This window comes from Caballeronia grimmiae (genome assembly GCF_022879615.1).
GTDB classification, from domain to species: Bacteria; Pseudomonadota; Gammaproteobacteria; order Burkholderiales; family Burkholderiaceae; genus Caballeronia; species Caballeronia grimmiae.
The window spans coordinates 371,351-390,161 of sequence record NZ_CP084272.1; the positions used below are offsets into that span (position 1 = coordinate 371,351).

The window sequence follows — 18,811 nt, forward strand, 5'->3', positions numbered from 1 at the left end:
GAGCGATGACTTCATCGGACCAGGATATCGAGCGTTGCGTGTTCGAATTGCTCGGAAGGCGCTCGGCAACTGCATCCATTTGCCCTTCGGATGTCGCGCGCGAACTCATTCCCGACGATGAAAGCGAATGGCGCAAGCTGATGCCTGCAATACGGCAAGTCGCCGCGCGGCTGGCGCGAGAGGGAAGCATTCTGATCACGCAAGCCGCGGTGACGTTGTCGCCGGAGTCGATCGATCGCGGTCCGATCCGCTTGCGGCGCGGCCCTCGATTTCCCGCGCCGTGATGGCTCGCTCAACCACCCGCTATCCGATAACTTCCCGTCTTCTTTCCGACGAAGTTGAAGGTTCCCTTGTCGGCGGGCAGCGGCTGCACCTGTTGCCAGTCGAGCTGGCCTTCTATGCCCTTGTATTTGCCGGTCCCTGAGCCAAGGACCGCTTTTCCTGCAATGGTGCCCGCCTTGTGACTGAACGTCTCGACGAACTTGTCGCCGTCCTTGTCGGTGAAGACGCAGAATCCGTTCGCCTCGCCGCCGCTGAATCCGGATTCCACGCAGCGCGCAATCACGTTCTGCATCAAGGGCGTCTTGACGTTATTGGTGAAGGCCATCGTCGCTTCATACAAGTAGACGACGTCCTCGCCGCCGGCCGGTATTGCGCTGATGTCGCGTCCGAGAGCCGTGAAAGTCACATCGATGGGACCTTGCTTCGGGATCGTCTGCGCCGATACGGCGCTTGCCGCGAAGAGCACGATGACCGAAGCCCTCACCAGTTTCTTACTTAAAAGGCACGTCTTGCGTTGCATGACGACACCTCCGAACATTAACCCCGACAAATTGCTGGGTTATGCTTATCGATCGTTCGGTTTCCTTAAGGGACGGGAAAGCGAAGTCGCCGATGCATACGGTTATAGGGCTTTCGAAGAGAAAGGTCCAGTCATCGGAGAATGATTAGGATGTTTGATGAATGTTCGTTCCATCGTGGCGCGATAAGAGCGCAAAGCGCAAAAAGGCGAAACACTCGTTCCGCCTTTGCCCGAATACAACGTCGCAAACTCAGGTTGCCTTGGCACGCTTCTGCAACTCCGCGGTCGTCTCTCCTCCGCCATTGGGCAGCCAGCCCGGCGGGCGCAACACGAAGCTGACTGCATCGGACACGCTTTTAGCGCTCACCACGTCTTTCGCGAGGCTCGTCCAGTGCTCCGTCTCAACGACGATCGGATTGCGCGATGTAGTCGGCGTCGTCAGTCCATAGCGGCACGGTTCATCGGCGCGTTCTTCGACGTACGTGCCGAACAGTCGATCGAAGACGATCAACACGCCGCCGAAATTCGCATCGAGATAAGCCGCATTCGACGCATGATGCACGCGATGCGATGAAGGCGTGTTGAGCACGTATTCAAGCCAGCCGAGCTTCGGAATCCACGTGGCGTGCAGCCAGAACTGATACAGCAGGTTGATCGACAACGCGGCAAGCACCACTTCCGGCTTCACGCCGAACCATACGAGCGGCGTGAAGAACATCGCGGCGCCCGTGATCTTGCTCGTCCAGCCGAGCCGGTACGCGGAAGAGAGCGTCAACTGGTTGGGCGAGTGATGCACTGCATGCGTCGCCCAGAAGAAACGCATGGTGTGCGAAGCGCGGTGATACCAGTAGTAGCAGAACTCCATGCCGATAAAAAGCATCAGCACGGTCAGAGGCGTATTGCTCGTCACCGTGTGAATGCGATGCTCCCACGCGAACGCGAACACCGGCGTCGCGAGTGAAAGCGGCAGAAACGCAAGCAGCTTGCGGCCGACGAGATCGGCGAGGGAGATCCAGACTTCGTGCCAGTCGAATGCGCGCGCAGTGCCCTTGTGAACGCGGCTGAGAATCAGCGCTTCGAGCATCGACGCTCCGAGCACGATGATGAGCACGTACATCGATAACTTTCCGATCATTTCCATGATGTCGCCATGAGTGGGTTGCGGATGAACGCAACTGTAGTGATGGCGCCGGTTAAAAACCACGCAGCATTTGTTTCGCGAGTTGTCGCGGTGTGGCCGTGGACGCGCCGAACCTGACGAAAGGCTTGTCCACATCGCCCGTCCTGTATAACATTGCGAATAATTCCTATTTACCAACGGACGTCGAATGACCGCAGCCGCGCGCAAATTTCCTTTGAAGGCAGTGTCAGCATGAGGCCGGTGCTCGTCCGGCTGCACCGCTGGTTTGGTGTCGCGACCGCGCTGTTCCTGTTCGTGTCGGGGCTGACCGGGGCGATCATCGCGTGGGATCACGAGATCGACGCGATGCTCAATCCGTCGTTTTTCCAGGCGCGTACCGGCGGCGCGCCGCTGCCGCCGCTCGAGCTAGCGCAGCGCGTCGAAGCAGCCGATCCGCGCGTCGAGGTAACGTATCTGCCGCTCGGCGTCGAGCCGGGGCATGCCGCGCAGATAATGGTCTGGCCGCGCACGAATCCGTCGACGGGGGCGCCGTATGCCGTCGACTACAACCAGATCGCCGTCGATCCCGCCACCGGCGAAGTGCAGGCGCGGCGCATGTGGGGCGCGGTGTCGCTTGCGCGCATCGATCTGATGCCGTTCCTCTACAAGCTGCATTACACGCTGCATTTGCCGGTGCTCGGCGGCTTCGATACCGGTACGTGGCTGCTCGGCGTCGTCGGCATCATCTGGTTTTTCGACAGCGGCATCGCGCTCGTGCTGTCGTTCCCGAGCGTGAAGGCGTGGCGCAAGTCGCTCGCGTTCCGCTTCCGTCGCGGCGGCTATGCGCTGACCTTCGATCTTCATCGCTCGGGCGGCGTGTGGATCTGGGCGCTGCTGCTGATGATGGCGCTCACCTCCGTTTCGATGAATCTCGCTGATCCGGTCGTGCGGCCCATCGTGTCCGCGTTCTCGAAGCTGTCGCCGTCATTCCTTGAAAACGCCGATCTGGTGCGCCCCGCGCCAACGAGCCAGCCGCCCGCGACACGCGCGCAGATCATTGAAACGGCGGCCCGCGATGCGAAGCGCGAGAGCATCGCCGAGCCGATGGGCGCGCTCTACTACGCCCCTGCGATGCAGGCGTACGGCGTCGGCTTCTTCGCGCCCGGTCACGATCACGGCGATGGCGGCCTCGGCAACGCGTGGTTGTACTACAACGGTCACACGGGGACGCTCGCGGGTTCGTCGATCCCGGGCCGCGGCTCGGCCGGCGATATCTTCATGCAGGCGCAGTTTCCGCTGCATTCGGGGCGCATCGTCGGGCTGACGGGGCGGATTCTGATCAGCGCGGTCGGCGTGGCAGTGGCCATTCTGAGCGCGACCGGCCTCATCATCTGGATGCGCAAGCGGGCGGCGCGCCGGCACTCGGCCGCCGCTGCGGACGCTCGCGCGGCGCGAGGACGGTCGCTGTCGTCGTGACGCACAGGGCTGAACGCGACAGCGGAAGACAGCAGCTCGGCCGAAGCGGGCGTGCGCGGGCATTTCAATACCGGCCCGATGTCGCATTTCGTGACGGCGGGCGCGTCGATTCCATGTCGGCCTATACCTTCGCCGGCGCGTTCCCGACGAGTCTCTACGACACGCCGCAGGTGCCGTATCCGGCGAGGACGCTGTCCGCGGGCGATCTCGAACGGCCTGACGTTGACGGCGCGCTGAATCCATACCGGCTCGCAATATCTGGACGTAACGAACACGCTGTCAATTCCGGCTTGGGATCGCTTCGACCTCGGCGCGCGTTATGCGACCGTGCTGTTCGGCAAGCCGACGACGTTCCGCTCAAGCGTGCTCAACGTGGCGAACAAGTCGTACTGGTCATCGACGATCGGCGGTTATCTGACGCAAGGCGCGCCGCGCAAGGTGCTTCTGTCGATGACCACCGATTTCTGATGAACGCTGAGTGAAAGCAAGCGCCGCTGGTTCGTGTCTTGAACCGGCGGCGTGCTTTTTAATGGTCTCGTGACCGCGCTACGCCGCATCGGCGAGCGGTATAAACTTAGATGTATATGTCTCGCGCACGCTGCGCCCACACCGTCATCATGGAACCGACCTCGAGTAAAGAACCGTCCCGCAGGCGCTTGTCGGCGCGCTCGCTCAATGTCCTCTCGGCGCTGGTCGGCATCGGCACGCTGGCGCTTGGCATCGGCTGGCTGATCTATAGCTGGATGGTGAACCTGGAAGTACCGTACTTCGCGATTCCGCTCGTGCTGACCGTGCCCGTGATCGCCGCCGTGGCGTTCCGGAACATGTGGGATTAGGGGAGTACAAAAGAGGAAGCAGAAAAACAAATCGCCGCGATGAACGCGGCGATTTGTTTTACAGCATATGCGTTGGTAGGCTCGATTGGACTCGAACCAACGACCCCCACCATGTCAAGGTGGTGCTCTAACCAGCTGAGCTACGAGCCTGTTGAGCCGCGCATTATAGAGAGCCCCGAGCGGATATACAAGCCCGAGCGCGAAGAATCTTCAGACGGCTCACACGCTCACACGCTCACGCAGCGAAAGCCCGCATACACGTACTGGTAATTCCCCTGGAACCAGTTGCGGAAGCTCGGCCGGAGCATGCACGCCGCCGTGCGAGGTGAGCCGCCCTTGATGATGAAGTGCTTGCCGTCGAAGAAGTTCGCCGAATAGCCGAGATAGAACGGGAAGGGCTCGAAGCCATCCAGCGGGCCGAATGTCGTCGATGTCCATTCCCAGCCGTTGCCGAACTGCCCCTCGACGCCGAACGCGCTGCGGTTCTCGGGATGCCCCTGCACCGGCGTCGGGTCCCAGCGGCGGAAATCGAAGTTGCCTTCCGCGACGTGCGGGGCGCCCGTGGCCGCGCGTTGCCACTGCGCTTCAGTTGGCAGCGTCTTGCCGGCCCAGCGTGCATAGGCGCTGGCTTCCGCATGGCTCACGTACACCGGCCAGTCGAGCGGAAGCGGAATCTCTTCGAACATCGTGCGCAGCTTCCAGCCGGCATCGGTTTGGTCCGCACTGGCTGCAGTGTCGTCGGCCGCGTCGCCCGGAATCCAGAAGGCCGGATGCGCAATGCGATGCCGTTCCTTCCACGCCCAGTCAGCGTCGTTCCAGAAGTCGCGATTCCAGTAGCCGCCCGCATCGATGAAGCGCAGGTAATCGCGGTTCGTGACCATGTAGCGGTCGATATCGAACGCCGGCACGTCCACGTGCATTTCATCGAACTCATTGTCCCAGCCGAATCGCCCGCTCGCGCGGGAAAGACCCAGCGTGACCGTGCCTTCGGGAACGTGCACCGTCTCGTGCACGAGCGGGCGGTCCGAGGTCCGCTCGGATGCCGCGTTCGCCGGTGCAATTTTTCTGTCGACCGGCAATTGATGCAGCATGTAGGCAAGCGTCTCGGCATGCATCAGCCGATGCTCGATCGCGACTTCGAGCAGCTTCGCGGGCGGTTCGTCGGCGGACGCGGGTTCGGCGACGAGCCTCGTCGGATCGAAGCGCGCGTCGATGTCCGCGCGCACTCGCATCTTGTAGGCCTGCACTTCGTCAAGGGAAGGCCAATCGCCCGGCTGATCGGTCGGCAGGCCGCCATCGACGGGATCGATGCCGAATGCGAAAAGCTGGTCGTAGGCGGGATCGGTGTTCGGCAGGTCGAAGAGGCGCTTGTCGAACAGATTGCGGTCGAACGCCTCGAGATGGCCGATATAGAAGACGATGCGATGCCGTTCAGCGATCGGCCGATCGTAGAGATGCTCGCGCCTGACGATGTCGAAAAGTTCGTCCGTCACGCGGCGCGCTTCAGCGAGCCGCTCCAGCAGGGGATGACGCAGGGATGGTTCGCGATTCATTTCGCTCGGTCTCCGGTGCAAGCCGAAAGCATTGCATAGGATTCGGGCAAGCGCCAAAACGCCTGCCCGGTTGCATGAAAGAGCTAATGTGTAGCGAAGTCCGTGCCACGCGCGCCGAACACGGCGTTTGTTCGGGTGCGCCGAACAAACCGCCGCGCGCTCACGCGATTGTCAGATGCCGCGCAGTCCGTCGAAATCGCGGATGCGGATGGATTTGCCCTGCGCCTCGATGAGCCCGAGCTTGTCGAAGCGAGACAGCGTGCGGCTCACCGTTTCGAGCGTCATGCCGAGATAGCTGCCGATGTCGTCGCGCGTCATGCGCATCGTGAACTCGGCGGTGGCGTATCCGCGCCGCGCGAGCCGCGCCGACATGTCGAGCAGCAGGCGCGCGACGCGCTCGTCGGCGCGCAGCATGCCGAGCCGCACGACGTGTTCGGCTTCGCGGTTGATCGCCTGGCTCATCATGCGATGCATGCGCCGTTGCAGGGAATCCGTCTCGCGGCACATGCGCTCGAAGAGCGCGTACGGCACGACGCAGACGGAGCTGTCTTCCAGCGCGACGGCGTCGCACGTATGGCGGCCATCGCCGATGCCGTCGAGGCCGAGCGCATCGCCCGCCAGCAGCAGGCCGGTCATGCGCTCGCGTCCGCCGTCGCGGCTGCCGTCATTGGTGACGACGGTCTTGAGCGAACCGGAGCGCACCGCGTAGAGCGAATCGAACGTGTCGCCGGTGCGGAAAAGGGCATCGCCGCGACGGATCTTGCGCGTCACGGAGATGATGTGTTCCAGCTTGGTGACGTCCCGGGCGCAGAGGCCTTCGGGCATGCACAGATGGCGCATAGCGCAGCTGGAACAGTGCGCCGCTTGCCGCCGGGGAAGGATCGGATCAGACATGGCGAGCTCGGATTCTTGATGGATGACAAATTGATTGTCCCATAGCACGCCTGCCCGACCGTGCGGAAAAATGCCGCGCCTCCGCTGCTTGCACAATCTTTACATCATGCGGTAGAGGCGTCGTCCGAATTCGTTGCCGCCGAGGGAATCAAGAGCACCGGCAAGCTGGCTTGCCGCAGGCAACGCTCGGCAACGCTGCCGAGAATCATCCTTTTGAAGCCCTTGCGGCCATGCGTGCCCATCACGAGCAGATCGGCGTTGAATGCACGCGCGGCGCCGATGATGAGCGAGGCGACATCGTCGCTGACGGTGGCTTCGACGGTGACGACGTCGCCCGCGACGCCGCGCGCCTTCATCGCTTCGGCGGCTTCCCGCGCCACCGTCGCGCCCTGTTCGGTCAGGCCCTTCTGCAGCAAGGACGGATCGTAGCCGGGCACGTCCATATACATCGGCCCGCTCTCGACGACGTAGTACGGCTGGACGATGGCCTGATGCGTGACGGCGAGGTCGAGCGCGGTGTCGAAGGCGTGCTGGGACGTGCGGCTGCCGTCGATGGCGACGATGATGCGTTTGAACATGGCGTGTTCCTCGTGCAATGAAATGTCGGGCGCGCCGCCGCCGGTGCCTGGCGCGGGCGTTTGCCTCGCGGCGATACGCGCTTTGCAGCATAACGCGCAGCCGTTGCCGGAAGACCGCGCAATTTTTGGGATGAGTCGATCTGTCGCAAGCGACGCCGTACAATCCTTGATTCCACCGACTCAGCGCCCGCTTAACACGCCGCATGACCGACGACCGCACCACCGAACCCCAGCCGCACGCACTCGCGTTCCGAACCGCCCTCTACGCGATGCTCGGCATCGGGCTCGTCAACATGCTGGTGGCGCTGGACCAGACGGTCGTGAGCACGGCGCTGCCGTCGATCGTCGCGGAACTGCACGGCTTCGAGTATTACGCGTGGATTGCGAGCGCCTACCTGCTGGCATCCGTCGTCACCGTGCCGGTGTTCGGGCGGCTCGGCGATTATTTCGGCCGCAAGCGGTTCGTCATCGCGGCGGTCGTCACGTTCACACTTGCCTCGGTTTTGTGCGGGCTCGCGCCGAACATGCTGTTTCTGGCGTTGTCCCGCGGACTGCAGGGCGTGGGCGGCGGGATGATGGTCGGCACCGCGTTCGCCGCGATCCCCGATCTCTTTCCCGATCCCCGCACGCGCGTGCGATGGCAGGTCGTGCTCGCGGCGGCGTACGGCATCGGCACGGCGGCCGGGCCGTCGCTCGGCGGATGGATGAGCCAGCACTGGGGCTGGCGTTCGACGTTCCTGATCAACCTGCCGGTGGGCGCGGCGGCGCTGTACTTCATCTGGTCGCATCTGCCGAACCTGCACCGGCCGCGCGAAGGCGCAGTAAAGATCGACTGGACCGGCGCCGTGCTTGTCGCGCTCGTGCTGGGCGGTTTTCAGGCGCTGATCGAGTCCGTGCCGAAGTCGGGGCTGTCGGGCGGCAACGTCGCGCTCGGTTGCGCGGTGATCGTCGGCGCGGCGGCGCTCCTCGTCTGCGAGCGGCGCGCAACGCATCCGATCATCCCGCTGGATATTTTCCGCGATCCGCATCTCGTCACGCTGTTCACGCTGTCCTTCATGGCGGGCTTCGTGATGTTCTCGCTGATCTTCTTCGCGCCGCTGCTGCTGCAGGGCGGCTTCGGGCTTTCGCCGCAGGAGGCGGGGCTGCTCGCCACGCCGATTGCCGCGTGCATCGCGCTCGGCAGCTTCATCAATACGCGGATCGTCATCCATTTGCGCAAGCCGACGATGATCCTGACGATCGGCTTCTCGCTGCTGGTGCTGGCGTCGGTCGGGCTGTCGTTTGCGCGCGTGTCGACGCCGCACCTGTGGATCGAATTGCCGATGGCGGCCGTCGGTATCGGGCTCGGCTTCGTGCTGAACAACATGAACGTGTTCGGGCAGGAGATCGCGGGGCGCGAGCGCTTCGGCATCACGACGGCGCTGCTGCAATCGACGCGCATGGTCGGCGGCATGCTCGGCACGAGCATCGTCGGGACGATCGTCGCGCATCATTACGCGAGCGTCGTCGAGCGCACCGTCAGCGTCCTCGGCGCGACGGCATCGGCGCAATGGCAGCCGCGTTTCGTCGATCCGCGCATTCTCGTCGACGAAGCATTGCGCGATACGCTGCTGCGCGATCTGGGCTCGGCCGGGCTCGACGCGCCCGCGCTCTTCGACGCTGCCCGCGATGCGCTCGTGCAGTCCGTGCATATCGGCACGATGCTGACGGCGGTCGCGGCGCTCGTCGCGGTGTTGCTGGTGCGGCGGATCGGACATATAACGTTCCGGAAGGCCGGCAAGGGCTGACGCCGCGCTGATCGTGCGGCGGAACGCTTTGGCCGCCCGCGAGTCACTTTGCCAGGCGCGCACCGATCCGGCACACGCCATGCGTTGCCGAATGCCGCATCCCTTGCCGCCCGCTCAGGCACGGGCAGCACCAACAGCACGGAGGTTCACCATGATGATTACCGGAGAAATGCTGATCGGCGCATCGGCCGTGCGGGGCGCCGAAGTTACGCTCCGCGCGTTCGACCCCGCTCGCAACGTCGACCTGGAACCCGTCTTCGGCGGGGGCGGCGCGGCGGAAGTCGACCGCGCGTGTAACCTCGCCGACGCCGCGTTCGATCCATATCGCCACGCGCCGCTCGAAACGCGCGCGCAATTTCTCGAGGCGATCGCGGACAACATCATCGAACTGGGCGATGCGCTCATCGAACGCGCGCAGGCGGAATCTGCGTTGCCGAAAGCGCGGCTCGAAGGCGAACGCGCCCGCACGGTCGGGCAGTTGCGGCTCTTTGCGTCGCTGGTGCGCGAAGGGCGCTGGCTTTCCGCGACGCTCGATTCCGCGCAGCCCGATCGCAAACCGCTGCCCCGTCCTGATCTGCGTTTGCAGAAGATTCCGCTCGGCCCCGTCGCGGTGTTCGGCGCGAGCAACTTCCCGCTGGCGTTTTCGGTTGCAGGCGGCGACACGGCGGCGGCGCTGGCGGCGGGATGTCCGGTCGTCGTGAAATCGCATCCGGCGCATCTCGGCACGTCCGAACTCGTGGGCCGCGCGGTGCAGAAGGCGGTCGCCGACAACGGCTTGCCCGAAGGCGTGTTTTCGTTGCTCGTCGGCGCGGGGAACGCGATCGGCGAGGCGCTCGTCGCGCATCCGGCCATCGCGGCGGTCGGCTTCACCGGCTCGCGGCGTGGCGGTCTCGCGCTCGTCGAGATTGCCGCCAGGCGAAGCGTGCCGATTCCCGTCTATGCCGAAATGAGCAGCGTGAATCCGGTCTTCGCGCTGCCCGGCGCGCTGGCCACGCGCGGCGATGCGCTCGCGGCCGGCTATATCGATTCGGTCGCGCTGGGCGTCGGCCAGTTCTGCACGAATCCCGGCCTCCTGTTCGCGCTGGCTGATTCGAAGCTGGAAGACTTCATCGACGATGCGATGGCCGCGCTCGAGAAGAAGGAAGCGCAGACGATGCTCACCGCGGGCATGGCGGCGGCGTATGCGGACGGCATCGCGCATCGCGATGCGTCAGGCGCGCTGCGCATCGCGACGGGCAAGGAGAGCGAGACGGCGAGCGGCGCGCTGCCGGCGCTGTATCGGGTGAACGCGGAGCAGTTTCTCGCGACACCGCAGCTTGCCGATGAAATCTTCGGCCCGACGTCCGTGATCGTTGCCTGCGCGAACGAGGACGAGATGATCGCGGTCGCGCGCCAACTCGAAGGCCAGTTGACCGCGACGCTTCTGATGGACAACGACGACATCGATCTCGCGCGGCGTCTGATGCCCGTGCTGGAGCGCAAGGTCGGACGGATTCTGGCGAACGGCTTCCCGACGGGCGTCGAGGTGGCGTATGCGATGGTGCATGGCGGCCCGTTCCCCGCGACGTCCGATGGACGGTCCACATCCGTCGGCGCGATGGCGATCGAGCGGTTCTTGCGGCCGGTTTGCTATCAGGACTTGCCCGCGCCGCTCTTGCCGCAGGCGCTGGCGGACGAGAATCCGCTCAATCTGTGGCGGCTGCGCGATGGGGAACTCGGGGCGAATTGAAGCCGCCTTGGTCGCCACAGAATCACGCGTATGACCCGCGCGCTTTCGGCGCGCCGTCGCCCGCAACGGCTTTGCATTCTCAAAAAGGACCACTCGATGCCTCCATCCGACCGCCGCTATCCCGACCCCGCCATCCGCGTGCTCGATCCGCGCTTCAACGCGCTGCGCATCGCTTCAGCGTCGGTCGAATGCCTCTATCAGGGCGCGCGCTGGTCGGAGGGGCCGGTGTGGTTCGGCGACGGCCGCTACGTGCTGTGGAGCGACATCCCGAACAATCGCATCCTGCGATGGGACGAAGAAAGCGGGCAGGTCGGCGTGTTCCGCAAGCCATCGAACAACGCGAACGGCAATACGCGCGATCGTGAAGGGCGGCTCGTCACTTGCGAGCATCTGACTCGGCGCGTGACGCGCACCGAGTACGACGGCTCCGTGACCGTGCTCGCGGATCGCTTCGAAGGCAAGCCGCTGAATTCGCCGAACGATGTCGTCGTGAAGTCGGATGGATCGATCTGGTTCAGCGATCCCGTGTTCGGTATCGACGGCTACTACGAGGGCGAGAAGCAGGAGCCGCAACTGAGGCCATGCGTGTATCGCGTCGATGGACAGAGCGGCGAGATCACGAAGATGATCGACGGCTTCGTCGGCCCGAACGGACTCGCGTTCTCGCCGGATGAATCGGTGCTGTACGTCGTTGAATCGCGCTCGACGCCGCGCAAGATCTTCGCGTTCGATGTGCTGAACGGCGGCCGGTCGCTCGGTGAACCGCGCCTTCTGATCGACGCCGGTCCCGGCACGCCCGATGGCTTTCGCGTCGATATCCACGGCAATTTGTGGTGCGGCTGGGGCATGGGCGATGCGGAACTCGACGGCGTGCGCGTGTTCACGCCGCAAGGCGAGGCGATCGGACATATCGATCTGCCGGAACGATGCGCGAACGTGTGTTTCGGCGGCCGGCATCGCAACCGGTTGTTCATGGCGGCGAGCCACGGCTTGTATTCGCTGTATGTGAACTCGCAGGGATGCTGAAGCAGACCTGACGTCTCACGTCTTCCGCCACGCGCCGCAAAGCCTCAGTCGAGCGACGGCTCGCACGGACCCTTCGCGGTGCGAGCCATGCCCGAACGTCCCAGCGCCGTCACGCGTTGCAAGGTCAGCAGGCCGAGCACGGCGAGTCCCGCGCCGAGCATGAAGTCGGTCTCCACGCCCGCGCGGTCGACGATCGCGCCGCCTACTGCCGAGCCCATCGCGATCGCCACCTGAATGATGCTGACGAACATGGCGGAGCCGGCTTCCGGATAGTCCGCCGTGCCGCGCTGAATCCACACGCTGAAGCAGAGCGGCAGCGCGCCAAACGCGACGCCCCAGATCAGCATGGCCGCTGTTTCGCCGATGTGCGAATGCCCGAACAGCAGCATCGATACGATCGCGCCGAGCAGCAGCAGAATCATCACGGCCACGGACTTGACAAGGTGCTTCGCGACCATCGCCGACATCAGCGCGTTCGAGAAGAAGCCGATCACGCCGAAGCCGAGCAGCAGCAAGGTGATGGCGTTCAGCGAGAAGTCCTGTTCCAGCAAGGGCGCAATGTACGTGTAAGTCGAGAAGTGCGCGCCGAATGCGAATGCCACCATCACCATGCTGAGGCGCGCATGCGGCCTTGCCAGCAGCGCCTTGAAGTCGTGGATGCGCAGACCGGACGCGGACGGCAGTCGCGGCACCAGCAGCGCCTGCGCCATCAGCGCGACGGCGACGAGGCCCGCAGTCGCGGCAAACGAAAGCCGCCACGACGCAAACGACGCGATGAAGATGCCGAGCGGCACGCCGATGACCGTCGCGAACGTGACGCCCGTCAGAATGATCGCCGTCGCCTTCGCTGCGTCCTTGCCCTGCACGAGGCGAGGCGCCGCCGCCGTCGCGAGCGTCCAGAAGCCGCCAAGCGCCGCGCCGAGCATCGCGCGTCCGACGAGCATCATCGCGAAGCCGGGGGCCATCGCGCACACCACGTTCGACACGAAGAGGACAGCGGTGAGCAGCAGGAACACATATCGACGATCCATGCGGCCCGCGCCGATGATGAGCGTCGGTGCGAAGATCGCGGCCATGACGCCGGGCGTCGTCACCATCAGGCCTGCGATGCCTGGACTGACGCCCAGGTCGTGGGCAATCTGCGGCAGCAGGCCGACCGGCAGAAATTCCGCCGTCACGAACGCGAACGCACTGACTGCGACCGCGAGCACGGCAAGCCACTGGCGTAGCGTGGTGGAAACGTCGTCCGGTGCCCCGGAGACGGTGGGCGAGTCGATATGCATAGAATGAAAACCAGAAAGTGCCGGCGAAGCCGTGGCCTCGCGTTCGGCAGTCGCAAAGCTGACGCGCGGCGCGTTCAACACTGAACGGCCGGCGCGGCGAAGGACACACTGTAGAAGGACGGGCGGCGAGGAAAAAGGGCGGCGCGTCGAATTGACAATCCAGGGCAGCCGAACAATCGCGGCAATGTACGCCCAGCAACGCGCGAGGCTTCAGGAGCGGCCGATTTTTTCCATGATCCGCTCCGGATGCTTTGGCGCTTCGAAGCCAAACCGCGCATAAACGCCGTGTGCATCCAGCGTGACGAGCATCATTCGGCGGAGCCCTTGCAAGCCGGGATGCGCCATGATGCATTCGATCATCCAGGTGCCGAGTCCGGCGCCTTGATGCTCAGGCAAAACGAACACATCGGCGAGATAGGCGAAGGTCGCGGTATCGGTAATGACGCGCGCATAGCCAATCTGCCGTTCGCCCTCGAACAGCCCGAACGCGAGCGAATGCCGCGCGGCGCGCTCGACCGTCTCGCGCGCTATCCCCGGCGACCAGTACGCCACTTCGCTCAAATAGCGGTGAACGACATCGAAATCGAAGGTGTCGATATCGGTGGTCACGCGATAATCGTCGCGCGTGCATCGCATGGCATCGTTTTGCATGCTTAGTGAACCTGATAGACACGCCCCGTCTCGGCGCCTTCGACACTGCGGCTATACGCAAGCGCCACGCGCGCGCCGCTCGCCGATTCGAACCCGCGAAAGTAAGGGCCGTAGCTCTCCATCGCTTCCGTGAGCACCGTCGGACTGACCGCGTTGATGCGCAAGCCGCGCGGCAACTCGATCGCCGCGCCGCGCACGAAGCCTTCGATCGCGCCGTTGACCGCCGCCGCGCTCGCGCCCAGCCGGATCGGCTCCGCGCCGATGATGCCGCTCGTCAGCGTGAACGAACCGCCATCGTTTAAATAATCGCGCGCCGTGAGGACGAGGTTGACCTGGCCCATCAGCTTGTCGTCGAGGCCGACGCGAAATTGCGCGGGCGTCATCTTCACGAGTTCGCCGAAATGGACGTGTCCCGCCGTGGCGACGATCGCATCGACGTGGCCAATCGTGTCGAAAAGACGCTTGATGCTGTCGACATCGAGCAGATCGACGCGATGTGTCCCGCGCGTCGCGCCGATGTCGATGATGTCGTGACGCGCCTGCAATTCGGCGCAAACGGCCCGGCCGACCGTGCCGGTCGCACCGATAACGGCAATTTTCATGAGCAGCCTCGCTATGCGTTGCGGTTGAGGATTCGCAACGCATTGTGCACGCGCCACTGCACGATGAAAAGCCGCGAAGCTTTTGCTTATCCGGCCTTGCGCGACGGCATCGGCGAAAGCAGGCAGAGCGACGCCGCGAGCCGGCACGCCAGCATTGCGCCGGAAAGCACGGCGGCGCTGGGAAACACATGCCACAGCATCGCGAGCGTCGGAGCGACGAGCCCGACCGACGCAAATCCGAGCGCAACCGTCGCCCAGCGCGCCCATTGCAACCGCGACGCGACGCACAGGTAAAGCAGGCCGACGAGCACGCGCGACACGATGGACGCCGCCACCGGATAGCTCGCCGCATCGCCGGGAAAGCCCAGCGCGAGCGAGAGGCCCAGTTCGGCCCATGAGAGGGCGTAAGCCGTGCCGAGACACGTGAGCGCGGTCTTGAAGCGTTGTTCGGCCGACGATCGCGCTGGTGCGGCGGCGTGCGTTTCCAGTGGCGGCGGCGCGGGGGTGTCGGCAGTTTCGTCAGTGGCGTTGTAATCGTCGTATGCCTGACCCGTGCTCATGTTTCCTTCCTCATCTCGTTCGATTGATGCGGCTGTCATCCGAATCTTCTTTGCAGCCAAGCTCTTGCGCAATCGGTGTGCCTGCTGTTACCCGTGTTGGAATGAACGTTGCTGCATTGCATGAAGACACCCACGGCTCGCCTCGCGAGCCCACGACAAAGGAGCCGACAATGAGCAACACCAAGGAACAGAATCCCCATTCGGAGCGCGATGAAGAGATCGTCGACAAGGCGGTAGAAGACACGTTTCCGGCGAGCGATCCGCCCGCGACCGGCGGCGTGACGCGCATCGAGACCGACGATGAGGCAGACAAGAAGAAGGACGAGTAAAGCCGCTCCGCAGACAGGCCGCGCGTCGTGCGCGGCCTGTCTGCACGCCATCACGAACGCTCTATTTCAATGAGACGCGATGGCCGCAGGTGGTTCAACGCATAGTGCTTGCGGCCGCGCAAGGTGTGGCCGCGCGCATCGCGTGCTTCGAAGCGCTGCTGCGCTTCGACTTCCGGCAGCGCCGGCGTGACCATGCCGCGATCGATCATCCGGCAACCGCGCTCCAGCGCCAGCGCAAGGCCATTGCGCGCGGGGCGGCTGTCGAAGCCGCCGAGTCCGTCACCCGGTTCGGGAACGGTGTTGACGAGCGTCGCATTCGATGAAATGACCGAATCCGGCTCGCGTGCGCGCATCTCCGCTTCCCGTTTCGCATGAATGTTCTTGCCATCGGCATCGACGGTGTCGTCGAGTGTCTCGTCGTTGAGAACATCGATACCGCGCGGATGACGGCTTTGCGCCTGGTTCGGCGCGGCCGTGTCTTCCATCGCACCCGCGCCGGCATGCGCTTCGCGGCCGGCCTCGGCCTTCCTTGCATCGTCCATGCTGACGTGCGCGGTCTCGGTCGCAGGTGTTTTGATGGGGCTGCGCGCCGCGCGATCGCTCTGCTTGCCTTGCGGTTCGTTAGCTTCAGCGTTGTTCACGATGACCTCCTGCAGTGGCATGAGTGACGATGCTTTGCTGCAAGAGCCGTTCCGGATTTCTGACGATGCAACCGGAAGCCTTGCACGATGGGCGCTCCATCGACGATAAAAATTTCGCGGATTTTTTTCGCCACTCAGGGGTTTTACTACCAGTATTATTTGTAGCTTGTCCGCAGCAAAGCGCAATAGGGCGCAACACGCGCGACGCTGCCCGACTTCAGGCAACGCCATTCGAGAGCAGGGCACTTTAGGACGGGTGACTCATGCAACACGATGCAGCCTTTTTCCATCGAGGCTATCTACTCAACTGCGCGCCCGCCCGGACGGCGGACGGAAGCTATCAACCGTATGTCGTCATCTCGCGTTCGAGCGATGGCGAACTCGTCGCGAACCGCTTTTTCCCCGCTGAATTGCGCTTTCCGAGCGAGGACGACGCGATTGCGCACGCACGCGACTGGGCCGTGCGCTGGATCGATGCAAGCCATGTCACGGTGTAAGCAAGCGGCGTCGAATCGACAGAGTCGCGTGCGAAAGCGCCAACTCCGGGCCGCGTCGACGCAACGCCAGTCGAAACCGGGTACGCTTGAGGTAATTCCGCCGTGCGCGTCACGGTCGCCGTTTACATTCTTTCGTTGTCGACATGCAGAACACGCCTTCGGTCAGAACTTCCATGCCACGCGACATCGCGCCTGACTCCCTCAACGACGCGCCGCTTCACGACTCGCGCGAATGGGGCTTGTCGCGCATCGTCGCGGAACTGCGTGAGTCGCGCGAGGAATTGCATCGCACGCGGCATCCGCTTGGCATACGCGAATTGCCGTCGCGCGACGCCATTCTGAAGATCGTCAATGGTCTGCGCTCCGCACTCTTTCCGACGCATTACGGCGCGCCGGATCTGACTGACGAAAGCGTCGATTACTACGTCGGGCAGACGCTCGAAAACACGCTGCGCCTGTTGCATGAGCAGGTTCGCCGCGCATTGCGCTTTCTGCCCGAATATCGCGACACGAACGATTCCCAGCTGAACACGCTTGCATTCGGCATCGCGCGTGAATTCGGCGCGCAATTGCCGGCTATCCGTGCGCTGCTCGTCTCGGACATCAAGGCCGCTTTCACGGGCGATCCCGCCGCGCAGCACATTACCGAGATCCTGCTGTGCTATCCGGGCGTGTGGGCCATGACGCATCATCGTCTCGCGCATGCGCTGCACAAGCTGGGCGTGCCGCTGCTCGCGCGCTTCATCAACGAGATCGCGCATTCGCTGACGGGCATCGACATTCACCCGGGCGCGACGATCGGCCCGAGCTTTTTCATCGATCACGGCACGGGCGTGGTGATCGGCGAGACGGCGGTCATCGGCGAGCGGGTGCGCGTGTATCAGGCCGTGACGCTCGGCGCGAAGAGCTTTCCATCGGGCAACGACGGCGTGCTCGTGAAGGGCAACGCGCGGCATCCGATCGTCGAGGACGATGTCGTGATCTATGCGGGCGCAACGATCCTTGGCCGTGTCACCATCGGCAAGGGTTCGGTGATCGGCGGCAACGTGTGGCTCACGCATAGCGTCCCGCCGGGCAGCAACGTTTCGCAGGGCAAGGTGCGCGAAGGCGCGGGAGCGGATGCGCTGCGCAATGGCGTCGGCGGCGACAACGGCCGCGGCGCATAAAAAACGAAAGGGCCGCGAAGGCCCTTTCTCTTGCGTGCTGCGACTGTGCGCTTCAGGTATTCGTCACGCTGAACGCGCTCGATTGCCCGACGATCGCAAGAAACTCGCGCCGCGTGGAAGGATCGTCGCGGAACGATCCCAGCATGCGCGATGTCACCATCGCCACGCCCGCCTTGTGCACGCCGCGTGTGGACATGCACTGATGCGCCGCTTCGAGAATGACGCCCACGCCGAGCGGCTGCAGGACTTCATCCAGCGTATCCGCGATCTGCGCGGTCATCTTCTCCTGAATTTGCAGGCGCTTGGCGAACGCATCGACGAGGCGCGCGAGCTTCGAGATGCCGACCACGCGCTTGTTAGGCAGATAAGCGACATGCGCGCGGCCGATGATCGGCACCATGTGATGCTCGCAATAGCTCTCGAAGCGAATGTCCTTCAGCACGATCATTTCGTCGTAACCCTGCACTTCGGAGAAGGTGCGGGCGAGGATGTCGTGCGGATTCTCGGCATAGCCGGCGAAGAACTCTTCATAGGAACGCACGACGCGGGCAGGCGTGTCCAGCAGGCCTTCGCGGCGGGGATCGTCGCCGGCCCAGCGCAACAGCACGCGCACGGCGGCTTCGGCTTCCTCGCGCGACGGACGATCGGCTGAGTCAGCAGGCATGTCCGAGCCGGTTAGATGATTTTTGCGCGGGCTGCTCATTGAAAACTCCTTCTGTTCGGTTTTGCGGATAGCGCCTTATATTGTTCCACGTTTTGGAAGGTCTATACGCTCGTCCGGTCTTTAGAGCTTTCGATGGCCGCCCGCGGCCGCATGGCAGCATGCGATCAGGCCGGGTGGCTTTCCACGCCGCCGAGCACCATCCACGACACCCCGAACTTGTCCTGCACCATGCCGAAGCGCTTCGCGAAGAACGTCTGCGTCATTGGCATCTGCACCTGGCCGCCGTTGCCGAGCGCGTTGAAGAACTTCTCGGCCTGTTGCTCGTCGTTGGCCGTCAGCGAAAGCGATACGCCCTGGAAATTGGGCTTGCCGCTGCACATGCCGTCGGAGGCCATCAGCATGGAATCGCCGATGGTGAAGGCGGTGTGCATGACCTTGTCTTCCGAGCCTGCGGGCAGGCTGCAGCCGCTGGCCGCTTCGCTGCCGTTGTCTTTCGACGCATCGGGATTGTCCCTGAAGCGCATCTTCATGAGCACTTGTGCGCCAAGCTGTTCGCGATAGAACGTGACCGCTTCTTCGCAACGGCCTTCGAAAAACAAATAGGGTTGAACTTGCAT

21 protein-coding genes, 1 tRNA gene and 1 pseudogene are annotated in these 18,811 nt (G+C 63.8%); 10 read left to right on the forward strand and 13 right to left on the reverse strand.

What is annotated here, in order from left to right; translation table 11 throughout:
* The first annotated feature begins 5 nt into the window (after positions 1 to 5).
* Positions 6 to 284 (forward strand): DUF3253 domain-containing protein, encoded by a 279-nt coding sequence (locus LDZ21_RS15340; RefSeq protein ID WP_244795672.1) that lies wholly within the window; start codon positions 6 to 8, stop codon positions 282 to 284.
* Positions 285 to 292: 8 nt separating this feature from the next.
* Here LDZ21_RS15340 and LDZ21_RS15345 read toward each other — a convergent pair whose 3' ends face one another.
* Together LDZ21_RS15345 and LDZ21_RS15350 are read right to left on the reverse strand one after the other, a co-directional pair.
* Positions 293 to 802, reverse strand: a complete 510-nt coding sequence (locus LDZ21_RS15345) for a hypothetical protein (RefSeq protein ID WP_244795673.1) — start codon at positions 800 to 802, stop codon at positions 293 to 295.
* Between the two features lie 250 nt (positions 803 to 1,052).
* On the reverse strand, positions 1,053 to 1,943 hold the full coding sequence (locus tag LDZ21_RS15350) for a sterol desaturase family protein (RefSeq protein ID WP_244795674.1): 891 nt from the start codon (positions 1,941 to 1,943) through the stop codon (positions 1,053 to 1,055).
* Positions 1,944 to 2,174: 231 nt separating this feature from the next.
* Between LDZ21_RS15350 and LDZ21_RS15355 the strand changes: the two genes are divergently transcribed.
* From LDZ21_RS15355 to LDZ21_RS15365, 3 genes and pseudogenes are all read left to right on the forward strand, one after another.
* Positions 2,175 to 3,398 (forward strand): PepSY-associated TM helix domain-containing protein, encoded by a 1,224-nt coding sequence (locus tag LDZ21_RS15355; protein WP_244795675.1) that lies wholly within the window; start codon positions 2,175 to 2,177, stop codon positions 3,396 to 3,398.
* Between the two features lie 213 nt (positions 3,399 to 3,611).
* Positions 3,612 to 3,866, forward strand: a pseudogene (locus LDZ21_RS15360) (TonB-dependent siderophore receptor); the annotation flags it as partial.
* A 149-nt stretch (positions 3,867 to 4,015) separates the two neighbouring features.
* Positions 4,016 to 4,234, forward strand: a complete 219-nt coding sequence (locus LDZ21_RS15365) for a hypothetical protein (RefSeq protein WP_244795676.1) — start codon at positions 4,016 to 4,018, stop codon at positions 4,232 to 4,234.
* Positions 4,235 to 4,307: 73 nt separating this feature from the next.
* Here LDZ21_RS15365 and LDZ21_RS15370 read toward each other — a convergent pair.
* The 4 genes from LDZ21_RS15370 to LDZ21_RS15385 form a co-directional block, all read right to left on the reverse strand.
* Positions 4,308 to 4,384: transfer RNA gene (locus LDZ21_RS15370), tRNA-Val, on the reverse strand.
* A 77-nt stretch (positions 4,385 to 4,461) separates the two neighbouring features.
* Positions 4,462 to 5,787, reverse strand: coding sequence for an SUMF1/EgtB/PvdO family nonheme iron enzyme (locus LDZ21_RS15375; RefSeq protein ID WP_244795677.1), 1,326 nt, complete (start codon positions 5,785 to 5,787; stop codon positions 4,462 to 4,464).
* Positions 5,788 to 5,958: 171 nt separating this feature from the next.
* Positions 5,959 to 6,681, reverse strand: coding sequence for a helix-turn-helix domain-containing protein (locus tag LDZ21_RS15380; RefSeq protein ID WP_063934938.1), 723 nt, complete (start codon positions 6,679 to 6,681; stop codon positions 5,959 to 5,961).
* A gap of 104 nt (positions 6,682 to 6,785) precedes the next feature.
* On the reverse strand, positions 6,786 to 7,259 hold the full coding sequence (locus LDZ21_RS15385; RefSeq protein ID WP_244795678.1) for a universal stress protein: 474 nt from the start codon (positions 7,257 to 7,259) through the stop codon (positions 6,786 to 6,788).
* Between the two features lie 269 nt (positions 7,260 to 7,528).
* On the opposite strand from LDZ21_RS15385, the gene LDZ21_RS15390 reads away from it, so the two are divergent.
* The 3 genes from LDZ21_RS15390 to LDZ21_RS15400 all read left to right on the forward strand — a co-directional run bounded on the left by LDZ21_RS15390 (position 7,529) and on the right by LDZ21_RS15400 (position 11,801).
* Positions 7,529 to 9,046 (forward strand): MFS transporter, encoded by a 1,518-nt coding sequence (locus LDZ21_RS15390; RefSeq protein WP_244795866.1) that lies wholly within the window; start codon positions 7,529 to 7,531, stop codon positions 9,044 to 9,046.
* Between the two features lie 151 nt (positions 9,047 to 9,197).
* Entirely contained in the window at positions 9,198 to 10,775 is a 1,578-nt protein-coding gene (locus LDZ21_RS15395; protein WP_244795679.1) for an aldehyde dehydrogenase (NADP(+)), read from the forward strand.
* Between the two features lie 96 nt (positions 10,776 to 10,871).
* The gene (locus tag LDZ21_RS15400; protein WP_244795680.1) at positions 10,872 to 11,801 is read left to right on the forward strand and encodes an SMP-30/gluconolactonase/LRE family protein; all 930 of its coding nucleotides are present in this window, start codon (positions 10,872 to 10,874) and stop codon (positions 11,799 to 11,801) included.
* Positions 11,802 to 11,845: 44 nt separating this feature from the next.
* Here the strand turns inward: LDZ21_RS15400 and LDZ21_RS15405 are convergent, their stop codons facing one another.
* From LDZ21_RS15405 to LDZ21_RS15420, 4 genes are all read right to left on the reverse strand, one after another.
* On the reverse strand, positions 11,846 to 13,084 hold the full coding sequence (locus LDZ21_RS15405; RefSeq protein WP_244795681.1) for an MFS transporter: 1,239 nt from the start codon (positions 13,082 to 13,084) through the stop codon (positions 11,846 to 11,848).
* Between the two features lie 210 nt (positions 13,085 to 13,294).
* Positions 13,295 to 13,735 (reverse strand): GNAT family N-acetyltransferase, encoded by a 441-nt coding sequence (locus LDZ21_RS15410; protein ID WP_244795682.1) that lies wholly within the window; start codon positions 13,733 to 13,735, stop codon positions 13,295 to 13,297.
* Positions 13,736 to 13,737: 2 nt separating this feature from the next.
* Positions 13,738 to 14,337 carry a short chain dehydrogenase gene (locus LDZ21_RS15415; protein WP_244795683.1) on the reverse strand — a complete coding sequence of 200 codons (600 nt, stop codon included), beginning with the start codon at positions 14,335 to 14,337 and terminating at the stop codon, positions 13,738 to 13,740.
* A gap of 86 nt (positions 14,338 to 14,423) precedes the next feature.
* Positions 14,424 to 14,897 carry a hypothetical protein gene (locus LDZ21_RS15420; RefSeq protein WP_244795684.1) on the reverse strand — a complete coding sequence of 158 codons (474 nt, stop codon included), beginning with the start codon at positions 14,895 to 14,897 and terminating at the stop codon, positions 14,424 to 14,426.
* Between the two features lie 170 nt (positions 14,898 to 15,067).
* Between LDZ21_RS15420 and LDZ21_RS15425 the strand changes: the two genes are divergently transcribed.
* Complete coding sequence (locus LDZ21_RS15425; RefSeq protein WP_167569282.1) at positions 15,068 to 15,226, forward strand: hypothetical protein; 159 nt, start codon at positions 15,068 to 15,070, stop codon at positions 15,224 to 15,226.
* Between the two features lie 50 nt (positions 15,227 to 15,276).
* Here the strand turns inward: LDZ21_RS15425 and LDZ21_RS15430 are convergent, their stop codons facing one another.
* The gene (locus tag LDZ21_RS15430; protein WP_244795685.1) at positions 15,277 to 15,867 is read right to left on the reverse strand and encodes a DUF3005 domain-containing protein; all 591 of its coding nucleotides are present in this window, start codon (positions 15,865 to 15,867) and stop codon (positions 15,277 to 15,279) included.
* A gap of 263 nt (positions 15,868 to 16,130) precedes the next feature.
* Here LDZ21_RS15430 and LDZ21_RS15435 point away from each other — a divergent pair, with 263 nt between their 5' ends.
* Both LDZ21_RS15435 and epsC read left to right on the forward strand, forming a co-directional pair.
* Positions 16,131 to 16,364, forward strand: a complete 234-nt coding sequence (locus LDZ21_RS15435; RefSeq protein WP_035970900.1) for a hypothetical protein — start codon at positions 16,131 to 16,133, stop codon at positions 16,362 to 16,364.
* 173 nt (positions 16,365 to 16,537) lie between these two features.
* Positions 16,538 to 17,530 carry a serine O-acetyltransferase EpsC gene (gene epsC / locus LDZ21_RS15440; RefSeq protein ID WP_244795686.1) on the forward strand — a complete coding sequence of 331 codons (993 nt, stop codon included), beginning with the start codon at positions 16,538 to 16,540 and terminating at the stop codon, positions 17,528 to 17,530.
* A gap of 52 nt (positions 17,531 to 17,582) precedes the next feature.
* Here epsC and folE read toward each other — a convergent pair whose 3' ends face one another.
* Positions 17,583 to 18,233 (reverse strand): GTP cyclohydrolase I FolE, encoded by a 651-nt coding sequence (gene folE, locus LDZ21_RS15445; protein ID WP_035969081.1) that lies wholly within the window; start codon positions 18,231 to 18,233, stop codon positions 17,583 to 17,585.
* A 125-nt stretch (positions 18,234 to 18,358) separates the two neighbouring features.
* A complete protein-coding gene (locus tag LDZ21_RS15450) occupies positions 18,359 to 18,811 on the reverse strand; it encodes a VOC family protein (protein WP_244795687.1) in 453 nt (150 codons plus the stop codon).

What these genes read in the sequence shown, in the direction of transcription:
- LDZ21_RS15350 (WP_244795674.1), bottom strand. Translation starts at nt 1,943, where the DNA reads ATGGAAATGATCGGAAAGTTATCGATGTACGTGCTCATCATCGTGCTC.
- LDZ21_RS15450 (WP_244795687.1), bottom strand. Translation starts at nt 18,811, where the DNA reads ATGCAAGTTCAACCCTATTTGTTTTTCGAAGGCCGTTGCGAAGAAGCG.
- LDZ21_RS15390 (WP_244795866.1), top strand. Translation starts at nt 7,529, where the DNA reads ATGCTCGGCATCGGGCTCGTCAACATGCTGGTGGCGCTGGACCAGACG.
- LDZ21_RS15345 (WP_244795673.1), bottom strand. Translation starts at nt 802, where the DNA reads ATGCAACGCAAGACGTGCCTTTTAAGTAAGAAACTGGTGAGGGCTTCG.
- LDZ21_RS15375 (WP_244795677.1), bottom strand. Translation starts at nt 5,787, where the DNA reads ATGAATCGCGAACCATCCCTGCGTCATCCCCTGCTGGAGCGGCTCGCT.
- folE (WP_035969081.1), bottom strand. Translation starts at nt 18,233, where the DNA reads ATGAGCAGCCCGCGCAAAAATCATCTAACCGGCTCGGACATGCCTGCT.
- epsC (WP_244795686.1), top strand. Translation starts at nt 16,538, where the DNA reads ATGCCACGCGACATCGCGCCTGACTCCCTCAACGACGCGCCGCTTCAC.
- LDZ21_RS15420 (WP_244795684.1), bottom strand. Translation starts at nt 14,897, where the DNA reads ATGAGCACGGGTCAGGCATACGACGATTACAACGCCACTGACGAAACT.
- LDZ21_RS15405 (WP_244795681.1), bottom strand. Translation starts at nt 13,084, where the DNA reads ATGCATATCGACTCGCCCACCGTCTCCGGGGCACCGGACGACGTTTCC.
- LDZ21_RS15340 (WP_244795672.1), top strand. Translation starts at nt 6, where the DNA reads ATGACTTCATCGGACCAGGATATCGAGCGTTGCGTGTTCGAATTGCTC.
- LDZ21_RS15385 (WP_244795678.1), bottom strand. Translation starts at nt 7,259, where the DNA reads ATGTTCAAACGCATCATCGTCGCCATCGACGGCAGCCGCACGTCCCAG.
- LDZ21_RS15425 (WP_167569282.1), top strand. Translation starts at nt 15,068, where the DNA reads ATGAGCAACACCAAGGAACAGAATCCCCATTCGGAGCGCGATGAAGAG.
- LDZ21_RS15365 (WP_244795676.1), top strand. Translation starts at nt 4,016, where the DNA reads ATGGAACCGACCTCGAGTAAAGAACCGTCCCGCAGGCGCTTGTCGGCG.
- LDZ21_RS15435 (WP_035970900.1), top strand. Translation starts at nt 16,131, where the DNA reads ATGCAACACGATGCAGCCTTTTTCCATCGAGGCTATCTACTCAACTGC.
- LDZ21_RS15355 (WP_244795675.1), top strand. Translation starts at nt 2,175, where the DNA reads ATGAGGCCGGTGCTCGTCCGGCTGCACCGCTGGTTTGGTGTCGCGACC.
- LDZ21_RS15380 (WP_063934938.1), bottom strand. Translation starts at nt 6,681, where the DNA reads ATGTCTGATCCGATCCTTCCCCGGCGGCAAGCGGCGCACTGTTCCAGC.
- LDZ21_RS15395 (WP_244795679.1), top strand. Translation starts at nt 9,198, where the DNA reads ATGATGATTACCGGAGAAATGCTGATCGGCGCATCGGCCGTGCGGGGC.
- LDZ21_RS15410 (WP_244795682.1), bottom strand. Translation starts at nt 13,735, where the DNA reads ATGCAAAACGATGCCATGCGATGCACGCGCGACGATTATCGCGTGACC.
- LDZ21_RS15400 (WP_244795680.1), top strand. Translation starts at nt 10,872, where the DNA reads ATGCCTCCATCCGACCGCCGCTATCCCGACCCCGCCATCCGCGTGCTC.
- LDZ21_RS15415 (WP_244795683.1), bottom strand. Translation starts at nt 14,337, where the DNA reads ATGAAAATTGCCGTTATCGGTGCGACCGGCACGGTCGGCCGGGCCGTT.